This is a genomic window from Amycolatopsis iheyensis (assembly GCF_024703995.1).
In the GTDB taxonomy this organism is placed as follows: Bacteria; Actinomycetota; Actinomycetes; order Mycobacteriales; family Pseudonocardiaceae; genus Amycolatopsis; species Amycolatopsis iheyensis.
The window spans coordinates 18,116-39,313 of sequence record NZ_JAMXQV010000017.1; the positions used below are offsets into that span (position 1 = coordinate 18,116).

Here is a 21,198-nt window from a genome sequence, read left to right on the forward strand (position 1 = left end):
GAATGACCGCCTATGCCTGACGCCGCTCTCGGCGTCGGCCCTCGCTAGGCCCGACGCCCGGCGACCCACCCGCAAGCCCGCTTCGAGGGCTGCGGTTCCTTGACGCGCTTTTCGAAAGGCTCACATGTCCGCCATCCAGGCATATGTCCGCACCACGGCACCACGCGGCCGGGACACCGAGCGGGTCGGCCCCTTCCTGGCCACCTACTCGCCGGGCACCCCGCACCCGATGCTCAACTACGCGATCCCGGACGACGGCGCGCGGCCGACGCCGGCCGAGATCGACGCGCTGACCGGGGCGTATCGGCGGCGGGACCTGCTCCCGCGGCTGGAGTACTTCACCGACGTCGCTCCCGACCTGGAGAAGCTGCTGGTCGAGGCGGGGTACGAACTCGAGCGGCGGGTGCCCCTGATGACCTGCTCGCCGGCCGGGCGGGTCGACCGGCCGGCTCCGGCGGGGACCCGGCTGCGCGCACCGGAGTCCGACGAGGACTTCCGGCGCATGCGAGCCGCGCAGAACATCGCGTTCGGCGAACCGCCGGAGATCAGCGACGCCGAGCTCGACCAGCTGAAGACCGGCGGACGGCACCTCCTCGCGGAAGCCGGCGACGTGGTCGTCGGCGGCGGGGTCGCGCTCGACATCGTCGACGGCACCACCGAGGTCGCCGGGATCGCCGTGCTCGAGCCGTACCGCGGCCGCGGGATCGCCGCGGCGCTCACCGCGCGGCTCACCCGCGAGGTGCACGAGGCCGGTGCGCACACGGCGTTCCTCACCCCCGGCGACCTGGGGATCGGGAACGTCTACGCCCGGGTCGGCTACCGGCCGGCCGGGGAGTGCGTGCACCTGTCGATGGCCTAGTCGTCGAAGCGGCCGGAGCGGCCTCGTTTCACGTCGCTCCGGCGCTTCTTCGACGCCAGGCGGCGTTCCTTCGAACCGCGGGACGGTTTCGTGGGGCGTCGCTTGGCCGGCGGCGGCGCCGACGCGTCGCGCAGGAGGTTCGCCAGCCGGCCGCGCGCCGCCTCGCGGTTCTGCAGCTGCGAGCGGTGTTCGCTGGCCGCGATCGTCAGGACGCCCTCGACCAGCCGGTTTTCCAGCGCGGCCAGCACGCGGTCACGCAGGTGTTCCGGGATCGACGGCGACGAAGCGACGTCGAAGGACAGCTCGACCCGCGAGTCCGTGGTGTTCACGCCCTGGCCGCCGGGGCCGGACGAGCGCGAAAAGCGCTCGCTCAACTCGGCTCCCGGGATCGTGAACCGGGAGCCGATCACCACGTCTTCGGCTGCCACACCCTCAAGTGTGACAGCCGCGAGCAAGCACGTTTCAGAACCGCGGGTGGTCGCCCGAAAGCACCGCGCGCGGGCCGTCGACGTCTTCGGCCGGGTGGACGTCGCCCAGCACCCACGCCGGGACGTGCCGCGCGGTCAGCATGGCCAGCGCGCGGTCGACGTCCTCGCCGCCGACGATCGCGACCATGCCGATGCCCATGTTGAACGTCTTCTCCAGCTCGGCCCGCTCGACCTTGCCGCGCTGCCCGATCAGGGCGAACACCGGCGCCGGCGTCCAGGTGCCGCGGTCGAGCCGGGCGACCAGGCCGCGCGGCATGACCCGGGCGAGGTTCGCCTCGAGGCCGCCGCCGGTGATGTGCGCGAACGTCCGGACCTCGGTCTCGGCCGCGAGCGCCAGGCAGTCCTTCGCGTAGATCCGGGTCGGCTCCAGCATCTCCTCGCCGAGGGTGTGGCCGAACTCCTCGACGTGTCCCTCGAGCGGCATCCGCGCGATGTCCAGCAGCACGTGCCGGGCCAGGGAGTAGCCGTTCGAGTGCAGGCCCGACGAGCCGAGCGCCAGCACGACGTCACCCGGGCGGACCTTCTCCGGCGAGAGCAGCTGGGACGCCTCGACGACGCCGACGCCGGTGGCCGACATGTCGTAGTCGTGCTCGCCCATCATCCCGGGGTGCTCCGCGGTCTCGCCGCCGAGCAGCGCGCACCCGGCCTGGACGCAGCCCTCGGCGATGCCGCCGACCAGCGCGGCGATCTTCTCCGGGTGCACCTTGCCGACGGCGATGTAGTCCTGCAGGAACAGCGGCTCGGCGCCGGTCACGACCAGGTCGTCGACGACCATGGCGACCAGGTCGATGCCGACCGTGTCGTGCTTGTCCAGCGCCTGCGCGACCGCGATCTTGGTGCCGACGCCGTCGGTCGAGGACGCGAGCACCGGCTCCTTCCACTTGTCGAGCTTCAGGGAGAAGAGCCCGGCGAAACCGCCGACGCCACCCATGACCTCGGGGCGCGTGGCCCGCTCGGCGTGCGGCTTGAGCAGCTCGACGGCTTGGTCGCCGGCGTCGATGCTGACCCCGGCGGCGGCGTACGTGGCGCTCGTGGACTCGCTCACGGTGGAAGGACTCCCTCTGGAAGGAACTGCTAGGGACGCCGGACGGCGTCTTCGGCACCGTACCCGGCGGGGCTGACGGGGGTCGCCGCGCCATTGACCGAGTCGAGGCTTTCGAGCAGGTGCTTCCCGATCAGCGCGTCCTCCGGCAGCGGGATCGGGTACTCGCCGGAGAAGCACGCCGTGCACAGCCGCGACTTCGGCTGTTCGGTCGCCGCGACCAGGCCGTCCAGGGAAATGTAGCCCAGGGAGTCGGCGCCGATCGAGCGCCGGATGCCGTCGGTGTCGACGCCGTTGGCGACGAGCTCGGCCCGCGACGCGAAGTCGATGCCGTAGAAGCACGGCCAGCGCACGGGCGGTGACGCGATCCGGACGTGCACCTCGAGCGCGCCGGCCTCCCGCAGCATGCGGACGAGCGCGCGCTGGGTGTTGCCGCGGACGATCGAGTCGTCCACGACGACCAGGCGCTTGCCGCGGATGACGTCGCGCAGCGGATTCAGCTTCAGGCGGATGCCCAGCTGGCGGATGGTCTGCGACGGCTGGATGAACGTGCGCCCGACGTAGGCGTTCTTCACCAGGCCGGTGCCGTACGGGATGCCCGATCCCTGCGCGTACCCGATGGCGGCCGGGGTGCCGGACTCCGGCACCGGCATCACCAGGTCGGCCTCGACCGGCTGCTCGTGCGCCAGCCGGCGGCCGATTTCGACGCGGGTCGCGTGCACCCCGCGGCCGGCGATCGTGGTGTCGGGGCGGGCGAGGTAGACGTACTCGAAGACGCAGCCCTTGGGGTCCGGGTTCGCGAACCGCGAGGAGCGCAGGCCCTCGGCGTCGATCGCGATGAGCTCGCCGGGCTCGACCTCGCGCACGAAGGACGCGCCGACGATGTCGAGGCCCGCGGTCTCGCTGGAGACGACCCAGCCGCGCTCGAGCCGGCCGAGCACCAGCGGGTGCACGCCGTGCGGGTCACGCGCCGCGTACAGCGTGTTCTCGTCGGCGAAGACCAGGCAGAACGCGCCCTTCAGGGTGGGCAGCAGCTCCATGGCGGCGGCTTCGATGCCCTTGTCGGCGGCGTTCGCCGCGAGCAGGCCGCAAACCAGGTCGGAGTCGCTGGAGGAGCCGGTCAGGCCCGCGTGCGGCTTGAGCCCCGCTTCGATGGTGCGTTCCCGCAGCTCGGCGGTGTTGACGAGGTTGCCGTTGTGCGCGAAGGACAGGCCGCTGCCGGTGTCGGTGGTGCGGAAGATCGGCTGGGCGTTCTCCCAGATGGTCGCGCCGGTGGTCGAGTACCGGCAGTGGCCGACGGCGATGTGCCCCTGCAGCGACTGCAGGATCTGCTCGTCGAACACCTGGCTGACCAGGCCGAGGTCCTTGAAGACCACGATCTGTGAGCCGTCGGAGACGGAGATGCCGGCGGCCTCCTGCCCGCGGTGCTGCAGGGCGTAGAGGCCGTAGTAGGTCAGCTTCGCGACTTCTTCCCCGGGAGCCCAGACGCCGAAGACGCCACACTCCTCGCGGGGTTCCGGTTCGGGCTGGTCGGACACGAGCTGGGGGTCGGAAACCACCGAGGAGCTCCTGGGAAGACGTGGTCAGGCCGATTTCAGTGTAAACGGTCCGGACATGAGTCAGGCCCCGCCCGACGTGGTTCTGACCACTTCGGACAGGGCCTGAAGCCTTGTCATGCCTAGCACGCGTCCGGCAGTGCCAGGATCTCCGTGAGCACCTGGGCGCCCTCGCCGTGGCGGCGCCAAAGCCAGCGCTCCGGTTCGAAGATGTTCTCTTCGGTGCCGGGCATCCGGGTCGCCACGACGTCGTCCTCGGCGTTGAGCCGGACCACGTCCACCACGTCGTCGTGCACCCGCACACCGACGACCGCCAGTACCTCACCGCGCTCGTCGGCGGGGTGGACGAACTGGTAGCCGCGGGCCACCAGCTCCTGCAGTCCGGTTTCGATGTCGAAGACGGGGGCGACGGCCTCAGCCGAGGACATCGTCGAACTCGCCGTCCTTGGCGCCGGCCAGGAAGGCCGCCATCTCGGCGCGCGTGTAGACGAGTGCCGGGCCGGTCGGGAAGCGCGAGTTGCGCATCGCGATCTCGCCGCTGGTCAGCGGCGCGACCTCGACGCAGTTGCCGACGGCGCCGCTGTAGCTCGCCTTGCGCCACTGCGCGCCGGAGAGCCGATCGGCCGGGATGCCGTTTTCGAATCGCTCAGCCATGGGTCCCACCTCTCGATGCGGAAAAGCTCCCGGGCTCTGCATCTGCATGTGCATTTGCCCGCGTATCCGAGGCTAGCACGTGTGCCTGCAGCGGTAAATGCACGTGCAGAATTTCTTGCAAAGTTCGCGCACGGTAAAGAATCACCAGGTCACGGTTAACCTATCGGGTGATAGTTAAGTGCCCTAACGGGTGAACAACTACGAGTAGTCACCGCTCATCGGGACGAAATTCGAGGCCGCCGAGACGGACGGTGACCACGGACGGGCGGCTCAGATCTCCGCGCGGCGTTTCGCGAGCAGACTGCGGCTGCGCTCCGGCGTCTCGGCGTCGACCGCCAGCATGTCCAGCGAGCGGCTGTACTTTTCGATCTCTTCGCGCTTTTCGATGTAGTGCGCGCCGGTGAGGTACTCGACGTAGGCGATGTTCGGCAGTTCCGGCTCGCCGAACCGCAGCAGCGAAAACGCGTGCTCGGCGGACAGCCCGCTGCGCGAGTACGGCAGGACCTGCACCGAAACGTGCGGCAGCGCGCTCATCTCCAGCAGGAATTCGATCTGTTGCTTGAGCACCTTCACGCCGCCGATCGGCCGGTGCAGCACCGACTCGTCGAGCACCATCCACACGCGGGGCGCGTCGGGCCTGCTGAACATCTTCTGCCGCCGCATCCGCAGCGCGACGAGCTGGTCGACCCGCTCGTCGGCCATCTCGGGCCGGCCGTGGCTGAAGATCGCCCGGGCGTACCCCTCGATCTGCAGCAGCCCCGACACGTACAGCGGCTCCCAGATCTGGATCCGGGCGGCGGCTTCTTCGAGGCCGACGAGGTCGGTGAACCAGTTCGGCATGGTGTCGCCGAAGCGCCGCCACCAGCCCGGCTCGTTCGACTGCTTGACCATGTCGAGGAACGTCTGGCGCTCGGTCACGTCCTCGACGCCGTACATCGTCAGGAGGTCCGTGACGTCGCGTTCCTTGAACCCGACCCGGCCCAGCTCGAGCCGGCTGATCTTCGACTCCGAGCCGCGGATGTTGTACCCGGCCTGCTGGCGGGTGATGCCGGCCTCTTCACGGAGCCGCCGCAGCTGCGAGCCCAGGATCATGCGGCGCGCCGTGGGGCCGATGTTCTGTTCTCCTGCGGACGCGTTCACCGCGTTCATTACCGGACCTTCCGCGCTCACGTCACCAGGGGGTTCTAGCCCGACTACCGAAAGTACACGTTAACCCGTCCTGCGCAAAGAGGTGACCCGGTTTACCCCATGCGCGCGTCGGCCTACTCTACGTAGAGTACGAGACTTTCGACACAGAACTTGCGAGGTTCAACATGCCCGACGCCGCGACCCGGACCGAACGAGTTCCCGTGGGGGTCGACCCGACCCGAGCGAGCATCGCGCGCGTGTACGACGCCTTCCTGCTCGGGAAGGACAACTACGAGATCGACCGGGAGGTCCTGGCGCAGGTCCAGCAGGCCGCACCGGAGGCACAGGACCTGGCCTTCGAGAACCGCGGCTTCCTCATCCGCGCGTGCCGCTTCCTCGCCAGCCAGACCAACATCACACAGTTCCTGGACCTCGGCTCCGGCCTGCCGACGGCGGAGAACACCCACCAGGTCGTGCAGCGGCTGCACCCGGAGGCCAAGGTCGTCTACGTCGACAACGACCCCGTGGTCCTCGCCCACGGCCGGGCGCTGCTCGAGGAGAACGAGCACACCCACTTCGTCGCCGAAGACATCTTCGAGCCGCAGCGGATCCTCGAGAACGAGGTCGTGCGCGAGCACATCGACTTCACGCAGCCGCTCGTGCTGCTGCAGATGGGCACCCTGCACCACTTCAAGGGCGACAAGGACCGGCCGAAGGCGATCATGAAGGAGTACGTCGACGCGCTGCCGTCCGGCTCCTTCGTCGGGCTCAGCCACTTCTTCGACCCCGAGAACGAGGACTCCGCGACCGCGCGCCGCATGGAGGACTTCTTCGTGCACAGCCCGATGGGCTCCGGCACCTTCCGGACGCAGAAGGAGATCGAAGAGCTGTTCCCCGGCCTCGAAATGGTCGATCCCGGCGTGACGCTGTGCGCCGACTGGTGGCCGGACGGCCCGCGCCTCAAGGAGCTCAACGTCGCCCAGCGGACGATCGCCGGCGGCGTCGGCCGCAAGCCGTAGCTCAGAGCCGGACCACCGGCAGCCAGTGGGAAAGGTCGGCGCGGGTGCCCGAAGCGGACACCCGGCCGTCCGCCACCGCGGTGGTCCAGTCCAGTCGGCCGGTGGCCAGCTCGAGCCAGGTGCGCGGGTCGGTCTCGACGACGTTCGGCGGGGTGCCGCGCGTGTGCCGCGGACCCTCGACGCACTGCACCGCCGCGAACGGCGGCACGCGGACTTCCACCGTGCGCCCCGGCGCGTCGGCCGCGAGCGCGCGCAGGCTGAGCCGGACCGCCGCGGCCAGCTCCGGCCGCGCGGGATCCGGCGCGTCGCCCTGCAGCCACGGGAAAATCGCCTGCACCGCCGCACGTAACTGTCCGGGGTCGACCGAACGCGAAGAGGCCATGGGCAAACAGTAGAGTGGCGCACCAAGAGTTTTCAGGCACACCCGAGAACGTGGGGATGAGATGGCGCAGCGGGACGAGGCGGATCGGATGGTTTCGCAGCAGCCCACCGGAAGCGGCCCCGATCGCCCCGGCAAGCACAGCAAGCCCAACCGGGCCGCGCGGCGCGGCGGCCAGCAGGCCCGGCGCTCGGGCAAGCACGGCACGCCGGAGATCACCGCGGAGATGCGCGCGAACGCCCGGACCAACCCCGACAGCTGGCTCTACGTCATCGACGAGGCCTTCGACCCCAACGGCCCGGTGCCGTCGTGGGCGGTCGTCGGCGCCTACCCGGTGAACGGCGCGGGCGACGTCGTCGCCGACTTCCACCCCAACGACCGCTACCGGCCCTCGCCCAAGGCGCTCGGCTTCCCGGAGCCGACGAACGACCTCGAGCACATGCTGCAGCTGGTCCGCACCGAGCACCGCCCGGCATCGGACCTGCCGAAGGTCGTCCTCGACGCGACGCTGTTCGTCTACGCGATGTCGCCGGTGCAGCGCACGGTGATCGGCTTCCACAACACCGACGGCCGGGTCATGGTGCCCGCCTACACGCGCAAGGCGCTCGTGCCGCGCGAGTGGCCGCACGCCCGCGCCGTGCTCGGCCGCGACATCGTCGGCCTGCTCGGCGGCCACCCGGTCGCGGTCAACCCGCACGACCTGATCACGGCCGTCGTGCCGGCCGAGCACCTCATGAAGGCCATCGCCGACGAACAGCGCTGACCTGCGGGTTTAACCCCATCGAGTGACACCCCGAGTCGCCAATTCGGCGACTCGGGTGCATCGTGAGGCTGGAAAAGACTCACGAGACTGGTGGGGAGCATGAGGGTGAGACGTCGTGCATTGCTTCCCTTCGCCGCCGCGGTCCTGCTCGTCGCCGGGCAGTCGCCGGCGACCGCGCAGGACATCTACGCCGGGGCCGAAGAGCACTTCGCGGGTTCGCAGATCGCGAAGGTCGAAGGCGTCGACGCGGTGCCCGGCGTGCTCTACGCGACCGACGACCAGCAGCTCGGGCACGACGTCAGCGGGCACCAGGGCGCGGTCGACTGGCCGGGCGCGGCGCGGACCGGCGCGAAGTTCGTCTACGTCAAGGCGACCGAGGGCACCGGGTTCGTCAACCCGCAGTTCGCCCAGCAGTACAACGGCTCCTACGACGCCGGCCTGATCCGCGGCGCCTACCACTTCGCCCGGCCGGACGTCTCCGACGGCGCTTCGCAAGCGCGCTACTTCCTCGCCCACGGCGGCGGCTGGTCGGCCGACGGCCGGACCCTGCCGGGCGCGCTCGACGCGGAGTACAACCCGTACGGCGAAACCTGCTACGGCAAGGACGCCGCCGGGATGGTCCGCTGGATCAGCGACTTCTCCGAGACCTACCGCGCGGCGACCCACCGGTACCCGACGATCTACACGTCGACGAGCTGGTGGAAGCGGTGCACCGCGAACAACGGCGGGTTCGGCGGCAACCCGTTGTGGATCGCGCGCTACAACACCGCCATCGGCGAGCTGCCGGCGAGCTGGAGCATCCACACGATCTGGCAGTTCGCGGACAGCGGCTCGCTGCCCGGCGACCAGAACTGGTTCAACGGCTCGGCCGACCGGCTGCGCGCGCTCGCGCTGGGCTGAACGGCCCAGCCGGTCGAGTAATAAGTGTTAACCAGTCACTAAATGAAGATCTACTTCCCGAGAAAATCACCCACACGTATACCCAATTTCACGGAACTGAGTGACAAGCCGCCGTCTCGTCCTCAACAATCGTGCTCGGGCGGCTACCTGCACATAGCCGCCCTCAGCGAGGGTTCTGTGAAGGGAATCAATGATGTCCACTTCCCGAAGAGGGCGGCTCTTCGCCGCCTTGGTCGTCCCGGCCACGCTGCTCCTGCTCGGCAGCACGGCACAGGCCGCGACCTTGTCCCCCGAAGTCGACCCCGTGTCCGCGATCAACGCGGACATCGCCCAGCACAACCACGAACTGGGGTCGCAGATCCGGCGCGTCGAAGGCGACAAGTCGACTCCGGACACGCAGAAGGCGGCGCAGCAGCCGCAGCCCGGCCAGGCCATCCCCGGCCAGGTGCTGGCCACCGTGGCCGGCATCGACGTCGCCAGCTACCAGGGCAACGTCAACTGGGCGACCTACTGGAACCAGGGCAAGCGGTTCGTCTGGACCAAGGCCACGGAGAGCACCAGCTACACCAACCCGTACTTCGCCCAGCAGTACAACGGCTCCTACAACCAGGGCTTCATCCGCGGCGCCTACCACTTCGCCACCCCGAACACCGCGAGCGGCGCGGCGCAGGCCCGGTACTTCGTCGCCCACGGCGGCGGCTGGTCGAAGGACGGCAAGACGCTGCCCGGGGCGCTGGACATGGAGTACAACCCGTACGGCGCGACCTGCTACGGGCTGAGCAAGGCCGGGATGACGTCGTGGATCCTCGACTTCCACGACACCTACCACGCCCTGACCGGCCGCTACCCGGTGATCTACACCTCGACGAGCTGGTGGAGCAGCTGCGTGAGCGGTGACTTCTCCAGCACAGCCCCGCTGTGGGTCGCGCGGTACGCGTCGTCGGTGGGCACCCTGCCCTACAACTGGGGCTTCTACACCGTCTGGCAGTACACCTCGAGCCCGCTCGACCAGGACACCTTCAACGGCGCCTACGACCGGCTGCAGGCACTCGCCAACGGCTGACCCGCACCACCGCACGAGCAACCCGGCTCCCGGTTCGTGACGAGTTCGCCTCGTCTGCGGCCGGGAGCCGGTTTCATGCCGTACCGTCCGAGCTTGCAGAATGCTGCTCAGCACGTCCTGGGGGAACCACACGGGGCAACCGGACGTCGGAAGCGCACGAACACCCAGCGCCCGGAAGGCATGAAAGATGACGTACCCGCCTCAGCCGGGCCAGCCCGGCCAGCCCGACCCGTACGGCCAGCAGCCGCAGTCCGGCGGTTTCCAGCAGCAGCCGTACCCGCAGCAGGGCGGGTGGGACCCGAACCAGCAGCAGCAGCAGCAGCCGTACCCGACGCAGCAGTACCCGCAGGGCTGGGACCCCAGCCAGCAGCAACAGCAGGGCTATCCCTCGGGCGGGTTCCCGGCGAGCCAGCAGCCGCAGTGGGGCGACCCGAACGCCCAGCAGCAGTCGGCGTGGGCGGACCCGAACGCGCAGCAGTACGGCCAGCAGGCCTGGGACCCGAACCAGGGTGGCCAGATGTCGGGCTGGGACCAGCAGGGTGGCTACGGCCAGGGCTTCGGCGGGCCGCCGGCGCCGCCGAAGCAGGGCAAGACCGGGATGTGGATCGCCATCGGCGCCGTGGTGGTGCTGGTGCTGGCCGGCCTCGGCATCACCGGCTTCGTCGCGCCGGGGTTCTTCCTCTCGAAGGACGACAACAACGTCGCGGCCCCGCCGGCGTCGAGCACGTCGGCCAAGCCGTCGACGCCGAAGTCGACCCCGAAGAAGTCGACGACGCCGACCACGAAGCAGTCGTCGCCGAGCTCGGGCGCGTCGGACGCCAAGGCCGTGCTGCAGGGCTTCATCGACAAGCTGAACGCGGGCGACAACACCGGCGCGGTCGCGCTGGGCTGCGCGGACTCGAAGGAGCTGCTCAGCTCGTGGCTCGAGACGTTCCTCAAGCCGCCGCTGCAGCTGACGCTCGGCGACGTGCCGGACGACGAGTTCCTGGTCGAGGGCCAGGTCACCGGGACGTCCGCTGGCAAGAACGTCAAGGGCACGCTGAGCGCGACGAACTTCGACGACAAGGGCTTCTGCGTCAGCACGATGCTGGTCTCCTGATCAAGTGAAGCTTTGGCGCTCGCCGCTGGCGTGGACGTTCGCGGCGTCGCTGGTATTGCTGGTGGGGGTCGGCGGCTGGTTGCTCGCCGACCCCGGCACCAGCCGCAGTGACGCCCTGAAGACGGGCGGCCTGGCCGGCGGCGCGATCGTGGCGTTGTACGCGCTGTGGCTGAACGACCGGCGCCGCCGGGTGGAGGAACGCCGCCAGGACATCGAGCGGCAGCGGCACGAGCTCGAGTCGCTGCGCGTCGCGGACGAACGGTTCGCGAAGGCGGTCGAGCTGCTCGGTCACGCGGCCGACCAGGTGCGGGTGGGGGCGTTGCACGCGCTGGCGGGGCTGGCGCGCAGCCGGCCCGAGTACACGCAGACGGTGCTGGACGTTCTGTGCTCCTACCTGCGGCGGCCGTTCACGCGACCCGAACCGGACGCCGAAAACCCGGAGCCGGAGCGCGAGCTGACGGTCCGGCTCACGGCGCAGCGGCTGATCACGGACTTGCTGCCCGCGCGCGACGCCGAAGGCCCGCCGTACGACCTGGACCTGACCGGCGCGACGCTGGAGTACTTCGACCTTTCGGGCAAGCTGGTCGGCGGCCTGCTGCTGCGGTACGCGTCGCTGCACAGCAGCACCAACTTCAGCGGTTGCCGGTTCACGGGCCGGGTGTACCTCACCGCCGCGGGCACGGCGGACGGGCGGCTGGTCGGCTATTTCCGCTGCCGAGGCGCGGTGTTCGAGAGCCACGCGTGGTTCAGCGGCACGTCCTTCCACGAGGACGCCGACTTCACCGATACGGAGTTCGCCGGGAGAACGACCTTCAAGGACGCGGTGTTCGCGAAGGACGCGGTGTTCTCGGGGGTGGTCGCGTCCGGCGAGCTGGACCTGCGGCGGACTTCCTTCGGCGGGCAGGCGGATCTGCGGTTCGCGACCCTGCCCGCCTCGGTTTCGCTGTACAACACGAAGGTGGCCGCGGAGAAGGAGCTACGGCTGCCGGCCGGCTGGACCGGCGAAGAACTGCGCGACGGCGAGGTCCGCATCGTCGCCGAGGCCGGCTGAGCAGCCCCCGATTTCCACGCTAGCGGAGGGCACCGACAGTCCCGGCGCCCTCCGCGTCACCTGTCCACAGGTCAGCCGAACAGCGCCGGGAGGGTCTTCTCCCAGGTCTCGCGCAGCTCGTCCAGCGTGAACTCCGTGATGCCCTGCAGCTCCAGCGTGCCCGACTCCGGGTCCACGACACCCGTCTTGCGCCACGGCAGGCCGCGGGCCGTGCACATCTCCGTGAACCTGAGCTCCTCCGTGCGCGGGACCGCCACCAGCACGCGGCCCGCCGACTCGGAGAACAGCTGGACGAACGGGTCCTGGTCGGCGTCCAGGAACACCCGGGCGCCGCACTGTCCGATCAGGACGGTCTCGACCAGGGTCTGGATCAGGCCGCCGTCGGAGAGGTCGTGGGCCGCCGAGATCATGCCGTCGCGGGAACCCGCCACCAGGATCTCGCCCAGCAGCTTCTCGCGCGCGAGGTCGACGCGCGGGGGCACGCCGCCGAGGTGGCCGTGGAGCTCGCGGGCCCACGCCGAACCGTCCAGCTCGTCATGCGTTTCGCCCAGCAGCAGCAGGGTTTCGCCCGCCTCCGCGCCGATGCCCGTCGGGATGCGGCGGGTGACGTCGTCGATCACGCCGAGGACGCCGATCACCGGCGTCGGCAGGATCGCCGTCGAACCCGTCTGGTTGAAGAAGCTCACGTTGCCGCCCGTCACCGGGATGCCCAGCTCGACGCAGCCGTCCGCGAGGCCGTGCACGGCCTGCTCGAACTGCCACATCACGCCCGGGTCGGTCGGGGCGCCGAAGTTCAGGCAGTCCGACACCGCGACCGGCGTCGCGCCGCCCGTCGCCACGTTGCGGTACGCCTCCGCCAGCGCCAGCTGCGCGCCGCGGTACGGGTCCAGGTAGACGAACTTGCTGTTGCAGTCCGTCGCGACCGAAACACCGCGGCCGGACGACTCGTCGATCCGGATCATGCCCGAGTCCGACGGCTGCGAAAGCACGGAATTGCCGCGCACGTACCGGTCGTACTGCGACGTCACCCATTCCTTGGACGCCTGGTTGGGCGAGGCGATCAGCTTGAGCACGTCCGCGCGCAGTTCGTCCGGAGTGGACGGACGCGGCAGCGACGCCGAGGTGTCGGCGATCAGCGCGTCCTGTGTGGACGGACGCTCGATCGGCCGGTCGTACACCGGGCCCTGGTGAGCGACCGTGTGCGCCGGGACGTCGACGACGACCTCGTCGTTCCAGGTGATGACCAGGTGCTCGCCGTCGGTGACCTCGCCGATGTCGGTGGCGATGACGTCCCACTTGCGGCAGACCGCCATGAACGCCTCGACGTTCTCCGGCGAGACGACCGCGCACATGCGCTCCTGCGACTCGCTGGAGAGCACCTCCGCCGGGGTCATTCCGGTGGCACGCAACGGAACGCGGTCGAGGTAGATGTGCATGCCGCCGTCGCCTGCCGCGGCCAGCTCGGACGTCGCGCAGGACAGCCCGGCGCCGCCGAGGTCCTGGATGCCGACGACGAGCTTCTGCTGGAACAGCTCGAGGCAGCACTCGATGAGCACCTTCTCGGTGAACGGGTCGCCGACCTGGACGCTCGGGAGCTTCTTGCGGCCGCCCGCCGACTCGTCACCCGAAAAGGTGTCACTCGCGAGGACGGAAACGCCGCCGATGCCGTCGAGGCCGGTGCGGGCACCGAACAGGATGATCTTGTTGCCGGTGCCGGACGCGAACGCCAGGTGCAGGTCCTCGACGCGCATCGCGCCGACGCACAGCGCGTTCACCAGCGGGTTGCCGGAGTAGGACGGGTCGAACACGAGCTCGCCGCCCACGTTCGGCAGGCCGAGGCAGTTGCCGTAGCCGCCGACGCCGGCGACCACGCCGGGCAGCACGCGCTTGGTGTCGGGGGCGTCGGCCGGGCCGAAGCGCAGCGCGTCGGACACCGCGAGCGGGCGCGCGCCCATCGCCATGATGTCGCGCACGATGCCGCCGACGCCGGTCGCGGCGCCCTGGTAGGGCTCCACATAGGACGGGTGGTTGTGGCTCTCCACCTTGAAGGTGACCGCCCAGCCCTCGCCGATGTCGACGACGCCGGCGTTCTCGCCGATGCCGGCCAGCATCTTGGCCTTCATCTCGTCGGTGGCGGTCTCCCCGAAGTACCGCAGGTGCTTCTTGGAGGACTTGTAGGAGCAGTGCTCGCTCCACATCACCGAGTACATGGCCAGCTCGGCGTCGGTGGGCCGGCGGCCGAGGATCTCCCGGATGCGGGCGTACTCGTCGTCGGCGAGGCCCAGTTCGCGGTAGGGCTGACTGTGGTCCGGGGTCGCCCCGGCGCGCTCGGTGGTGTCAACGGTGCTGGTCACGGTGTCCGTGTCAGGGTTCGCCACGGCCGCCAGGATACGGGGCGCTCCGGGGCACTCCGGACGGTGGGCCACCGAAAACCGGTTGCCTCCGCGGACCGCCTGTGCGCGTGTGAGCCGGCCGACACCGCGCCGGAAAATCGATCGCCATCCGCTGGTCGGCGGCTTACCGTCGGGAATCGTGCTTTCCGCCACATATCCCTTTCCGCCGCTGCGGCTGCCCGCGCGGCCGAGCGCGAGCCGCTTCCTGCTCGCCGTCTTCCGGGCCCGGCTGGGCTCGGTCCTCGGCGCGGCCGCGATCGGCGTCTTCTGGGCGCTGCCGGGCGCGCTGCTGCCACTGGTCGTCGGCCAGGGCATCGGCGCCATCAGCGCGCACGACGGCGCCGCGGTCTGGCGCTGGGCGCTGGCCGCCGCCGCGCTCGGCGTCGTGCAGACGCTGACCGGGACCTGGCTGCACTTCCTCAACTACGGCCTGTGGCTGCACGGCGCGGGCTCGACGCAGCGGGCGGTGTCCGAACACACCACGCGCGTCGGCGCCGGCCTGCGGGAGAAGACGACCACCGGCAACCTCGTCGCGATCTCCACCACCGACATCAACCACATCGGCAACACCGTCGAGATGACCGGGCGCGCGTTCGGCTCGCTGCTGGCGTTCGTCGTCGTCGCGATCTGGCTGGTCTCGACGTCGCCGCTGCTCGGCGTGGTCGCGCTCGTCGGCGTGCCGGTCGCGGTGCTGGGCATCGGGCCGCTGCTGGCGCCGCTGCAGAAGCGCAAGGCGAGCCAGCGCGAGAAGCGCGGCGACGTCAACGCGCTCGGCGCGGACATCGTGTCCGGCCTGCGGATCCTGCGTGGCATCGGCGGCGAGCGGCGGTTCTTCGCCCGCTTCCGCGAGACGAGCCAGCGGGTGCGGCGCTCCGGCATCGAGGTCGGCCAGGCCGAGGCGTGGCTGGCCGCGGCGGAGATCGCGCTGCCCGGCCTGGTCACCGTGGTGATCACCTGGCTGGGCGCGCGGCTGGCCGTGGCCGGCTCGATCGACGTCGGGCAGCTCGTGGCGTTCTACGGCGTTTCGGCCTTCCTGATCTGGCCGGTCACCGCGGCGACGGAAGCGGTCGGGTCGATCACGTCCGGCCTGGTCGCGTCGCGGAAGGTCGTCGCGCTGCTGGCGATCCGCCCGAAGCTGGCGGACCCGGAGACGCCGGCCCGGCTGCCCGAAGGGCCGCTGGAGCTGGCCGACTCCGAGTCCGGGGTGCGGGTCGCGCCCGGCCGGCTGACGGTCGTCGACTTCGGCGCCGACGGTGAGGCGGTGGCGGACCGGTTGGCCCGCTTCGCCGACCCGGCCGAGGGCGAGGAGGTGCTGGTCGGCGGCATCCGGGCGGACCAGGTCGCGCTCGCGGAGCTGCGGCGGCGCGTCGTCTACGCGCACAACCAGGACATCTGGTTCTCCGGCGTGCTGCGCGAGCAGCTGGCGCCGGCGCGCGCGGGCGACGTCAGCACCACCGAAGCGCTGTACGCGGCCGACGCCGAAGACATCGTCGAGGCGCTGCCCCAGGGCGTCGACGAGGTGATCGGCGAGCGTGGCCGCGAGGTGTCCGGCGGCCAGCGGCAGCGGCTGAACCTGGCCCGCGCGCTGGCGACCGACGCCGACGTGCTGGTGCTGGACGAGCCGACGTCGGCAGTCGACGCGCACACCGAGGCACGCATCACCGAGCGCGTCGCGGCGCTGCGCCGCGGCAAGACGACGGTGGTGTTCAGTCAAAGTCCACTGTGGACACATGTGGCCGACGAGGTCTTCACGGCGAAGGGCGTGACGGTATGAAACGGCTCCCCACGGCGTCCCGGAAGGACGTCCGGCGCTGGGCGCTGAAGACGGCGGCGGCCCACAAGCGCGAGTTCGGGCTGCTGCTCGGCGCGCTGTCGGTGTCGACGCTGATCGGGCTGGCCGGGCCGCAGCTGCTCGGCGCGCTGGTCGACGACGTCGCGGCCGGCACCACGCTCGGCCACGTCGACGTGCTGGCGGCGGTGTTCGTCGCGGTGCTGGTGCTGCAGGCGCTGGCGCGGAAGGTCGCGCGGCTGCGTGGCGCGATGTTCGGCGAGCTGGTGCTGGCCGAGACCCGCGAGGAGTTCGTCGGGACGGCGCTGCAGCTGCCGCTCGGCACGGTCGAGGCGGCCGGCACCGGTGACCTGCTCAGCCGCGCCACCACCGACCTCGGCCGGATCGACCACGCGGCGCGGTTCGCCGCGCCGGAGATCCTGATCGCGGCGGTGACCGTGGTGTTCACGGTCGTCGCGATGGTGCTGACGTCGCCGCTGCTGGCGCTGGGCCTGCTGGTCGCGCTGCCGCTGCTGGTCACCGTGAACGTCTGGTACCAGCGGCGGATCCCGTCGGTGATGCAGTGGATGCTCGACCGCTGGGCGGACCTGACCACGAGCGTCCACGAGACGGCGGAGGGCGCGCGCACGATCGAGGCGCTCGGGCTGGCCGAGCGGCGGATCGGCGCGGCGCACCACGCGCTGGACCAGAGCATCTACGGCGAACGCCGGATGCGGGCGCTGCAGCTGCGGTGGCTGCCGTCGCTGGAGATCAGCTACGTGCTGCCGCTGGCGGTCATGCTGCCGCTCGGGCTGCTCGCGTACCTGCGTGGCTGGGCCGGGCTCGGTGAGATCACCACGATGCTGCTGTACGTCCAGGCGATGTCGGCGCCGCTGAACGAGGCGCTGTTCTGGCTGGAGGACCTGCAGGTCGCGGCCGCCGCGGCGCGCCGGATCCTCGGCGTGCACTCGGTGGCGCTCGAGGAGTCGCCGAAGGTGACGGAGGTGCCGCGGGGCCGCGACATCGACGTGCACGACGTCCGGTTCGCGTACACGGCCGACCGCGAGGTGCTGCACGGCATCGACCTGCGGGTTCCGCGCGGCGAGCGGCTGGCGATCGTCGGCCCGTCCGGTGCGGGCAAGTCGACGCTCGGCCGCCTGCTGGCCGGCATCGCGGCGCCGACGTCGGGTTCGGTCCGGATCGGCGGCCAGGACGTCTCGGCGCTGACCGACGACGTCCTGCGCGGCGAGGTCCTGCTGCTGACCCAGGAGCACCACGTGTTCTCGGGGACGCTGCGGCAGAACCTGGCGCTGCCGGCGCGTCGCGCGGACGGCGACTGGACGGACGACGAGCTGCTGGCGGCGCTGGCTTCGGCGGGCGCGTCGGAGTGGGTGGCGACGCTGCCGTCCGGTCTGGACACGAAGCTGGGTTCGGGCGAGCACCCGGTCCCGGCGGCGATCGCGCAGCAGCTGGCGCTGGCGCGCGTGGTGCTGGCGGACCCGCACACGCTGGTGCTCGACGAGGCGACGTCGCTGCTGGACACGGGCTCGGCGCGTGACCTGGAGCGGTCGCTGAACAGCGTGCTGGCCGGGCGCACGGTGATCGCGATCGCCCACCGCCTGCACACGGCCGCGGCGGCGGACCGGGTGGCGGTGGTCGAGGGCGGCCGCATCACGGAGCTGGGCCCGCACGACTCGCTGCTGGAGGCGGGCGGTTCGTACGCCCGCCTGGTGGCGGCGGCTTCGTAGTCCGGAATGTCCGGAGTGTAGGACTGGTTACTCCCCAGGTAGGTGATCGGCTACCCGGGGAGTGCCATGTCTTTCGTGATGACCGCGGCCGAGCGCGAGTCGTTTTTGAGCGGGGTGCACGTGGGGGTGCTGGCGGTGGAGCGCGCCGGCCGGGCGCCGCTGGCGGTCCCGGTCTGGTACGACTACTCGCCGGGCGGCGAGGTCCTGATCTGGATGGAGCGCGACACGGTCAAGGACCGCGCGATCTGCGCGGCGGGCCGGCTGAGCCTGGCGGTGCAGGACGAGAACCCGCCGTACCGGTACGTGACGATCGAGGGCCCGGTGGTGGCGAACGACGAGCCCCCGACGCGCGAGCAGGCGTTGCGCATCGCGGGCCGGTACTGGCCCGAGGACCAGGCTCGGGCGTATGTCGACTCGGCCCTCGGTGAGCGGTCGGTGCTCGTGCGGGTACGGCCGGAGAAGTGGCTGTCGAACGACCAGAGCAAGGGCTGAGTTGTGGACAACTCACGTCTGCTGCGCCCGCGCTGAGCCGGTTCTGTCGGTGGCTCCCGGTAAAATGGTTACCGGGGGCCGAGGGCCGCCCTCACCGCCCCCGAATCAGATCCGCGGCCTTCTCCGCCACCATGATCGTCGGCGCGTTCGTGTTCCCGCGCGGCACCACAGGCATCACCGAAGCGTCGACGACCCGCAGCCCGTCAATCCCCTGAACCCGCAGCTCAGGATCAACCACGGACCCGATCGCACACGTCCCCACCGGGTGGTAGAGCGTCTGCGTGTTCTCCCGGATGTGCTCGGCCAGCTCGGAATCACTCAGATCGTGCCGCGCGGGCAGGAACGGCTGGTCCAGGAACCGCTTCAACGGCCCGGCGCGACCGATCTCGATCAGCGCCCGCAGTCCGGCGATCATCTTGTCCATGTCCGCCGGCTCCGCGTAGTACGCCGGGTCGATTTCCGGCTTCCACAACGGGTTCGCCGACTTCAACCGCAGGCGGCCGCGGCTCGCGACGTCCACCAGCGTCGCCGCCGAGGTGAACCCGGGCACCGTCGGCTCGCGCATGCCGTTGTCGTAGAACAACGTCGGCGCGACGTGGATCTGCATGTCCGGCGCCGGCAAGCCGTCCGTGGTCGGGAAGAACGCGCCCGCCTCGCCGATGTTCGACGTCAGCGGCCCGCGCTTGGTCAGCTGGTAGCGGACGAGCCCGCGCGGCGTGGCCGCGTCGACCAGGTCGGTCGTGTCCCGCGTCGACCAGATGATGCCGCACGCCGGGTGGTCGTGCAGGTTCTCGCCGACGCCCGGCAGCGCCGCGACGACGTCGATGCCGTGCTCACGCAGGTGCTCGGCCGGGCCGACCCCGGACACCATCAGCAGCTGCGGCGAATTCACCGCGCCACCGCTCAAAATCACCTCGGCCGACGCACGGGCGGTCGTCTCGACCCCGTTGTCCAAATAGGACACACCGACCGCGCGCGTGCCCTCGAAGACGACCCGGGTGGCGGGCGCGCAGGTCTTCACCGTGAGGTTCGGCCGCTCCAGCGCCGGCCGCAGGTACGCGTCGGCCGTCGACCAGCGGCGACCCTTCTTGCAGGTCACCTGGTAGACGCCGGCGCCTTCCTGGCTCTCGCCGTTGAAGTCGTCGGTGCGCTTGAGGCCCCACGCGACCGCCGAGTCGACCCACGCCGTCGACAGCTCGTGGGTGAACCGGCGGTCCTCGACGTTCAGCGGGCCGTCGGTGCCGTGCAGCGGGCCGTCGAGCCGCTGGTTGCCCTCGGCGCGCTTGAAGTACGGGAGGACGTCGTCCCAGCCCCAGCCTTCGGCGCCGTGGGAATCGCGCCAGCCGTCGTAGTCGGCGCGGTTGCCGCGGATGTAGATCATCGCGTTGATCGACGAGCAGCCGCCGAGCACCTTCCCGCGCGGCCAGTACGCCGGCTTGCCGGTGTGCTTCTGCTCGACCGTCTCGTAGTTCCAGTCCCACTTGGTCTTGAACAGGTTCGGGAACGCGGCGGGAATGTGGATTTCGTCCGCGGTGTCCTCGGCGCCCGCTTCGAGCAGCAGGACCCGGGCGGCCGGATCTTCGGTGAGCCGGTTGGCCAGGACGCAGCCCGCGCTCCCGGCGCCGACGATCACGTAGTCGTAGGAGTCCACGGTGCCTCCACAGCTGTTGGCGCGATGTCAACGACTCATCATGGCGCAGGTCGGCGCGTAGGGCCAGTCTAGGCGGCCGCGGCCTGCCGAACTGGGTGAACTATGCTCGCGGGGTACCCACGACCTGCGTGAATAAGGAGCAGCCTGCCGTGGCCCGAGTCGTCGTCGACGTCATGCCGAAGCCCGAAATCCTCGACCCGCAGGGACAGGCCGCGCTCGGCGCCGCCGGTCGCCTGGGGTTCACCGGGATCAAGGAGATCCGCCAGGGCAAGCACTTCGAGATCGAGGTCGACGACACGGTCGACGACGCGACGCTCGAGAAGATCGCCGAGGGCTTCCTCGCGAACCCGGTGATCGAGCAGTGGACGATCACCCGGGTGGACGCGTGAGCGCGCGCATCGGGGTCATCACGTTCCCGGGCACGCTCGACGACGGCGACGCGGCCCGCGCGGTCCGCTACGCCGACGCCGAGGCGGTGCCCCTGTGGCACGCGGACGAGGACCTGCACGGCGTCGACGCGGTGGTCGTCCCGGGCGGCTTCTCCTACGGCGACTACCTGCGCGCGGGCGTGATCGCCCGGTTCGCGCCGGTGATGACGCCGGTGATCGAGGCGGCGCGCGCGGGCATGCCGGTGCTGGGCATCTGCAACGGGTTCCAGATCCTGTGCGAGGCCGGGCTCCTGCCGGGCGCGATGATCCGCAACCAGGGCCTGCACTTCATCTGCCGCGACCAGTGGCTGCGGGTGGAGAACAACGACACGGCGTGGACTTCGCGGTACGACGCCGGCGCCGAGATCCTCATCCCGATGAAGAACATCGACGGGTGCTACGTCGCCGAGCAGTCCACTTTGGACGCGCTGGAGGCCGAGGGGCGCGTGGTCTTCCGGTACGTCGGCGGGAACCCGAACGGGTCGCGCAACGACATCGCCGGGATCCGGTCCGAGAACGGGCGGGTCGTCGGGCTGATGCCGCACCCGGAGCACGCGATCGACGCGCTGACCGGGCCTTCGGATGACGGGCTGGGGATGTTCTACAGCGCGGTGGACGCGCTCGTGAACGCCTGAGGGCGGCCCTCGGCCCCCGGTAACCAGTTTACCGGGGGCCACCGACAGTTCCGGGGCCGCGGACACTACTTGTCCACAGCCC

At 70.6% G+C, this 21,198-nt stretch carries 21 protein-coding genes; 12 read left to right on the forward strand and 9 right to left on the reverse strand.

The features are described from left to right. The first annotated feature begins 124 nt into the window (after window positions 1-124). Entirely contained in the window at window positions 125-859 is a 735-nt protein-coding gene (locus M8542_RS29270; RefSeq protein ID WP_257923493.1) for a GNAT family N-acetyltransferase, read from the forward strand. On the opposite strand, the gene arfB is transcribed toward M8542_RS29270, so the two are convergent. The 6 genes from arfB to M8542_RS29300 form a co-directional block, all read right to left on the reverse strand. Next, window positions 856-1,272 (reverse strand): alternative ribosome rescue aminoacyl-tRNA hydrolase ArfB, encoded by a 417-nt coding sequence (arfB, locus tag M8542_RS29275; protein WP_257923705.1) that lies wholly within the window; start codon window positions 1,270-1,272, stop codon window positions 856-858. The genes M8542_RS29270 and arfB overlap by 4 nt on opposite strands. Window positions 1,273-1,321: 49 nt before the next feature. Beyond that, window positions 1,322-2,392: a phosphoribosylformylglycinamidine cyclo-ligase gene (gene purM / locus M8542_RS29280; RefSeq protein WP_257923494.1), complete on the reverse strand. Its 1,071-nt coding sequence runs from the start codon at window positions 2,390-2,392 to the stop codon at window positions 1,322-1,324. Between the two features lie 29 nt (window positions 2,393-2,421). Continuing rightward, window positions 2,422-3,948, reverse strand: coding sequence for an amidophosphoribosyltransferase (purF, locus tag M8542_RS29285; RefSeq protein ID WP_257923495.1), 1,527 nt, complete (start codon window positions 3,946-3,948; stop codon window positions 2,422-2,424). A 119-nt stretch (window positions 3,949-4,067) separates the two neighbouring features. Then, complete coding sequence (locus tag M8542_RS29290; RefSeq protein ID WP_257923496.1) at window positions 4,068-4,373, reverse strand: hypothetical protein; 306 nt, start codon at window positions 4,371-4,373, stop codon at window positions 4,068-4,070. Beyond that, window positions 4,360-4,599 (reverse strand): DUF397 domain-containing protein, encoded by a 240-nt coding sequence (locus M8542_RS29295; protein ID WP_160704466.1) that lies wholly within the window; start codon window positions 4,597-4,599, stop codon window positions 4,360-4,362. Before M8542_RS29295 ends, M8542_RS29290 begins: the two co-directional genes overlap by 14 nt. Before the next feature lie 270 nt (window positions 4,600-4,869). Continuing rightward, on the reverse strand, window positions 4,870-5,748 hold the full coding sequence (locus tag M8542_RS29300) for a Sco1979 family transcriptional regulator (RefSeq protein ID WP_257923497.1): 879 nt from the start codon (window positions 5,746-5,748) through the stop codon (window positions 4,870-4,872). 200 nt (window positions 5,749-5,948) lie between these two features. Here M8542_RS29300 and M8542_RS29305 point away from each other — a divergent pair, with 200 nt between their 5' ends. Continuing rightward, window positions 5,949-6,746, forward strand: coding sequence for an SAM-dependent methyltransferase (locus M8542_RS29305; protein ID WP_257923706.1), 798 nt, complete (start codon window positions 5,949-5,951; stop codon window positions 6,744-6,746). A gap of 1 nt (window position 6,747) precedes the next feature. Here the strand turns inward: M8542_RS29305 and M8542_RS29310 are convergent, their stop codons facing one another. Further along, window positions 6,748-7,128, reverse strand: a complete 381-nt coding sequence (locus M8542_RS29310; RefSeq protein WP_257923498.1) for a sterol carrier family protein — start codon at window positions 7,126-7,128, stop codon at window positions 6,748-6,750. A gap of 61 nt (window positions 7,129-7,189) precedes the next feature. Between M8542_RS29310 and M8542_RS29315 the strand changes: the two genes are divergently transcribed. The 5 genes from M8542_RS29315 (at window position 7,190) to M8542_RS29335 (ending at window position 12,001) form a co-directional block, all read left to right on the forward strand. Then, window positions 7,190-7,888, forward strand: a complete 699-nt coding sequence (locus tag M8542_RS29315) for a type VII secretion system-associated protein (protein WP_257923499.1) — start codon at window positions 7,190-7,192, stop codon at window positions 7,886-7,888. Window positions 7,889-7,987: 99 nt separating this feature from the next. Beyond that, a complete protein-coding gene (locus tag M8542_RS29320) occupies window positions 7,988-8,788 on the forward strand; it encodes a lysozyme (protein ID WP_257923500.1) in 801 nt (266 codons plus the stop codon). 193 nt (window positions 8,789-8,981) lie between these two features. Beyond that, a complete protein-coding gene (locus tag M8542_RS29325) occupies window positions 8,982-9,851 on the forward strand; it encodes a lysozyme (protein WP_257923501.1) in 870 nt (289 codons plus the stop codon). A gap of 187 nt (window positions 9,852-10,038) precedes the next feature. After that, on the forward strand, window positions 10,039-10,950 hold the full coding sequence (locus tag M8542_RS29330; RefSeq protein ID WP_257923502.1) for a hypothetical protein: 912 nt from the start codon (window positions 10,039-10,041) through the stop codon (window positions 10,948-10,950). A gap of 4 nt (window positions 10,951-10,954) precedes the next feature. Continuing rightward, a complete protein-coding gene (locus M8542_RS29335) occupies window positions 10,955-12,001 on the forward strand; it encodes a pentapeptide repeat-containing protein (RefSeq protein ID WP_257923503.1) in 1,047 nt (348 codons plus the stop codon). 71 nt (window positions 12,002-12,072) lie between these two features. Here the strand turns inward: M8542_RS29335 and purL are convergent, their stop codons facing one another. Continuing rightward, complete coding sequence (purL, locus tag M8542_RS29340) at window positions 12,073-14,379, reverse strand: phosphoribosylformylglycinamidine synthase subunit PurL (protein WP_372508632.1); 2,307 nt, start codon at window positions 14,377-14,379, stop codon at window positions 12,073-12,075. A gap of 154 nt (window positions 14,380-14,533) precedes the next feature. Here purL and M8542_RS29345 point away from each other — a divergent pair, with 154 nt between their 5' ends. From M8542_RS29345 to M8542_RS29355, 3 genes are all read left to right on the forward strand, one after another. After that, the gene (locus tag M8542_RS29345) at window positions 14,534-16,168 is read left to right on the forward strand and encodes an ABC transporter ATP-binding protein (protein WP_257923504.1); all 1,635 of its coding nucleotides are present in this window, start codon (window positions 14,534-14,536) and stop codon (window positions 16,166-16,168) included. Beyond that, a complete protein-coding gene (locus M8542_RS29350) occupies window positions 16,165-17,910 on the forward strand; it encodes an ABC transporter ATP-binding protein (protein ID WP_257923505.1) in 1,746 nt (581 codons plus the stop codon). The genes M8542_RS29345 and M8542_RS29350 overlap by 4 nt, the downstream gene beginning before the upstream one ends. A 66-nt stretch (window positions 17,911-17,976) precedes the next feature. Beyond that, entirely contained in the window at window positions 17,977-18,402 is a 426-nt protein-coding gene (locus M8542_RS29355; RefSeq protein ID WP_257923506.1) for a pyridoxamine 5'-phosphate oxidase family protein, read from the forward strand. Window positions 18,403-18,493: 91 nt separating this feature from the next. Here M8542_RS29355 and M8542_RS29360 read toward each other — a convergent pair whose 3' ends face one another. Next, window positions 18,494-20,053 (reverse strand): GMC family oxidoreductase, encoded by a 1,560-nt coding sequence (locus M8542_RS29360; protein WP_257923507.1) that lies wholly within the window; start codon window positions 20,051-20,053, stop codon window positions 18,494-18,496. A 149-nt stretch (window positions 20,054-20,202) separates the two neighbouring features. On the opposite strand from M8542_RS29360, the gene purS reads away from it, so the two are divergent. Both purS and purQ read left to right on the forward strand, forming a co-directional pair. Next, complete coding sequence (gene purS, locus M8542_RS29365) at window positions 20,203-20,442, forward strand: phosphoribosylformylglycinamidine synthase subunit PurS (RefSeq protein WP_086675945.1); 240 nt, start codon at window positions 20,203-20,205, stop codon at window positions 20,440-20,442. Then, window positions 20,439-21,116 carry a phosphoribosylformylglycinamidine synthase subunit PurQ gene (gene purQ, locus M8542_RS29370; protein ID WP_257923508.1) on the forward strand — a complete coding sequence of 226 codons (678 nt, stop codon included), beginning with the start codon at window positions 20,439-20,441 and terminating at the stop codon, window positions 21,114-21,116. The genes purS and purQ overlap by 4 nt, the downstream gene beginning before the upstream one ends. Window positions 21,117-21,198: the final 82 nt, after the last annotated feature.

Coding starts and splice junctions, on each gene's coding strand:
- M8542_RS29270 (WP_257923493.1), top strand. CDS start 125: ATGTCCGCCATCCAGGCATATGTCCGCACCACGGCACCACGCGGCCGG.
- M8542_RS29290 (WP_257923496.1), bottom strand. CDS start 4,373: ATGTCCTCGGCTGAGGCCGTCGCCCCCGTCTTCGACATCGAAACCGGA.
- M8542_RS29295 (WP_160704466.1), bottom strand. CDS start 4,599: ATGGCTGAGCGATTCGAAAACGGCATCCCGGCCGATCGGCTCTCCGGC.
- M8542_RS29300 (WP_257923497.1), bottom strand. CDS start 5,748: ATGAACGCGGTGAACGCGTCCGCAGGAGAACAGAACATCGGCCCCACG.
- M8542_RS29310 (WP_257923498.1), bottom strand. CDS start 7,128: ATGGCCTCTTCGCGTTCGGTCGACCCCGGACAGTTACGTGCGGCGGTG.
- M8542_RS29315 (WP_257923499.1), top strand. CDS start 7,190: ATGGCGCAGCGGGACGAGGCGGATCGGATGGTTTCGCAGCAGCCCACC.
- M8542_RS29320 (WP_257923500.1), top strand. CDS start 7,988: ATGAGGGTGAGACGTCGTGCATTGCTTCCCTTCGCCGCCGCGGTCCTG.
- M8542_RS29325 (WP_257923501.1), top strand. CDS start 8,982: ATGTCCACTTCCCGAAGAGGGCGGCTCTTCGCCGCCTTGGTCGTCCCG.
- M8542_RS29330 (WP_257923502.1), top strand. CDS start 10,039: ATGACGTACCCGCCTCAGCCGGGCCAGCCCGGCCAGCCCGACCCGTAC.
- M8542_RS29350 (WP_257923505.1), top strand. CDS start 16,165: ATGAAACGGCTCCCCACGGCGTCCCGGAAGGACGTCCGGCGCTGGGCG.
- M8542_RS29355 (WP_257923506.1), top strand. CDS start 17,977: ATGTCTTTCGTGATGACCGCGGCCGAGCGCGAGTCGTTTTTGAGCGGG.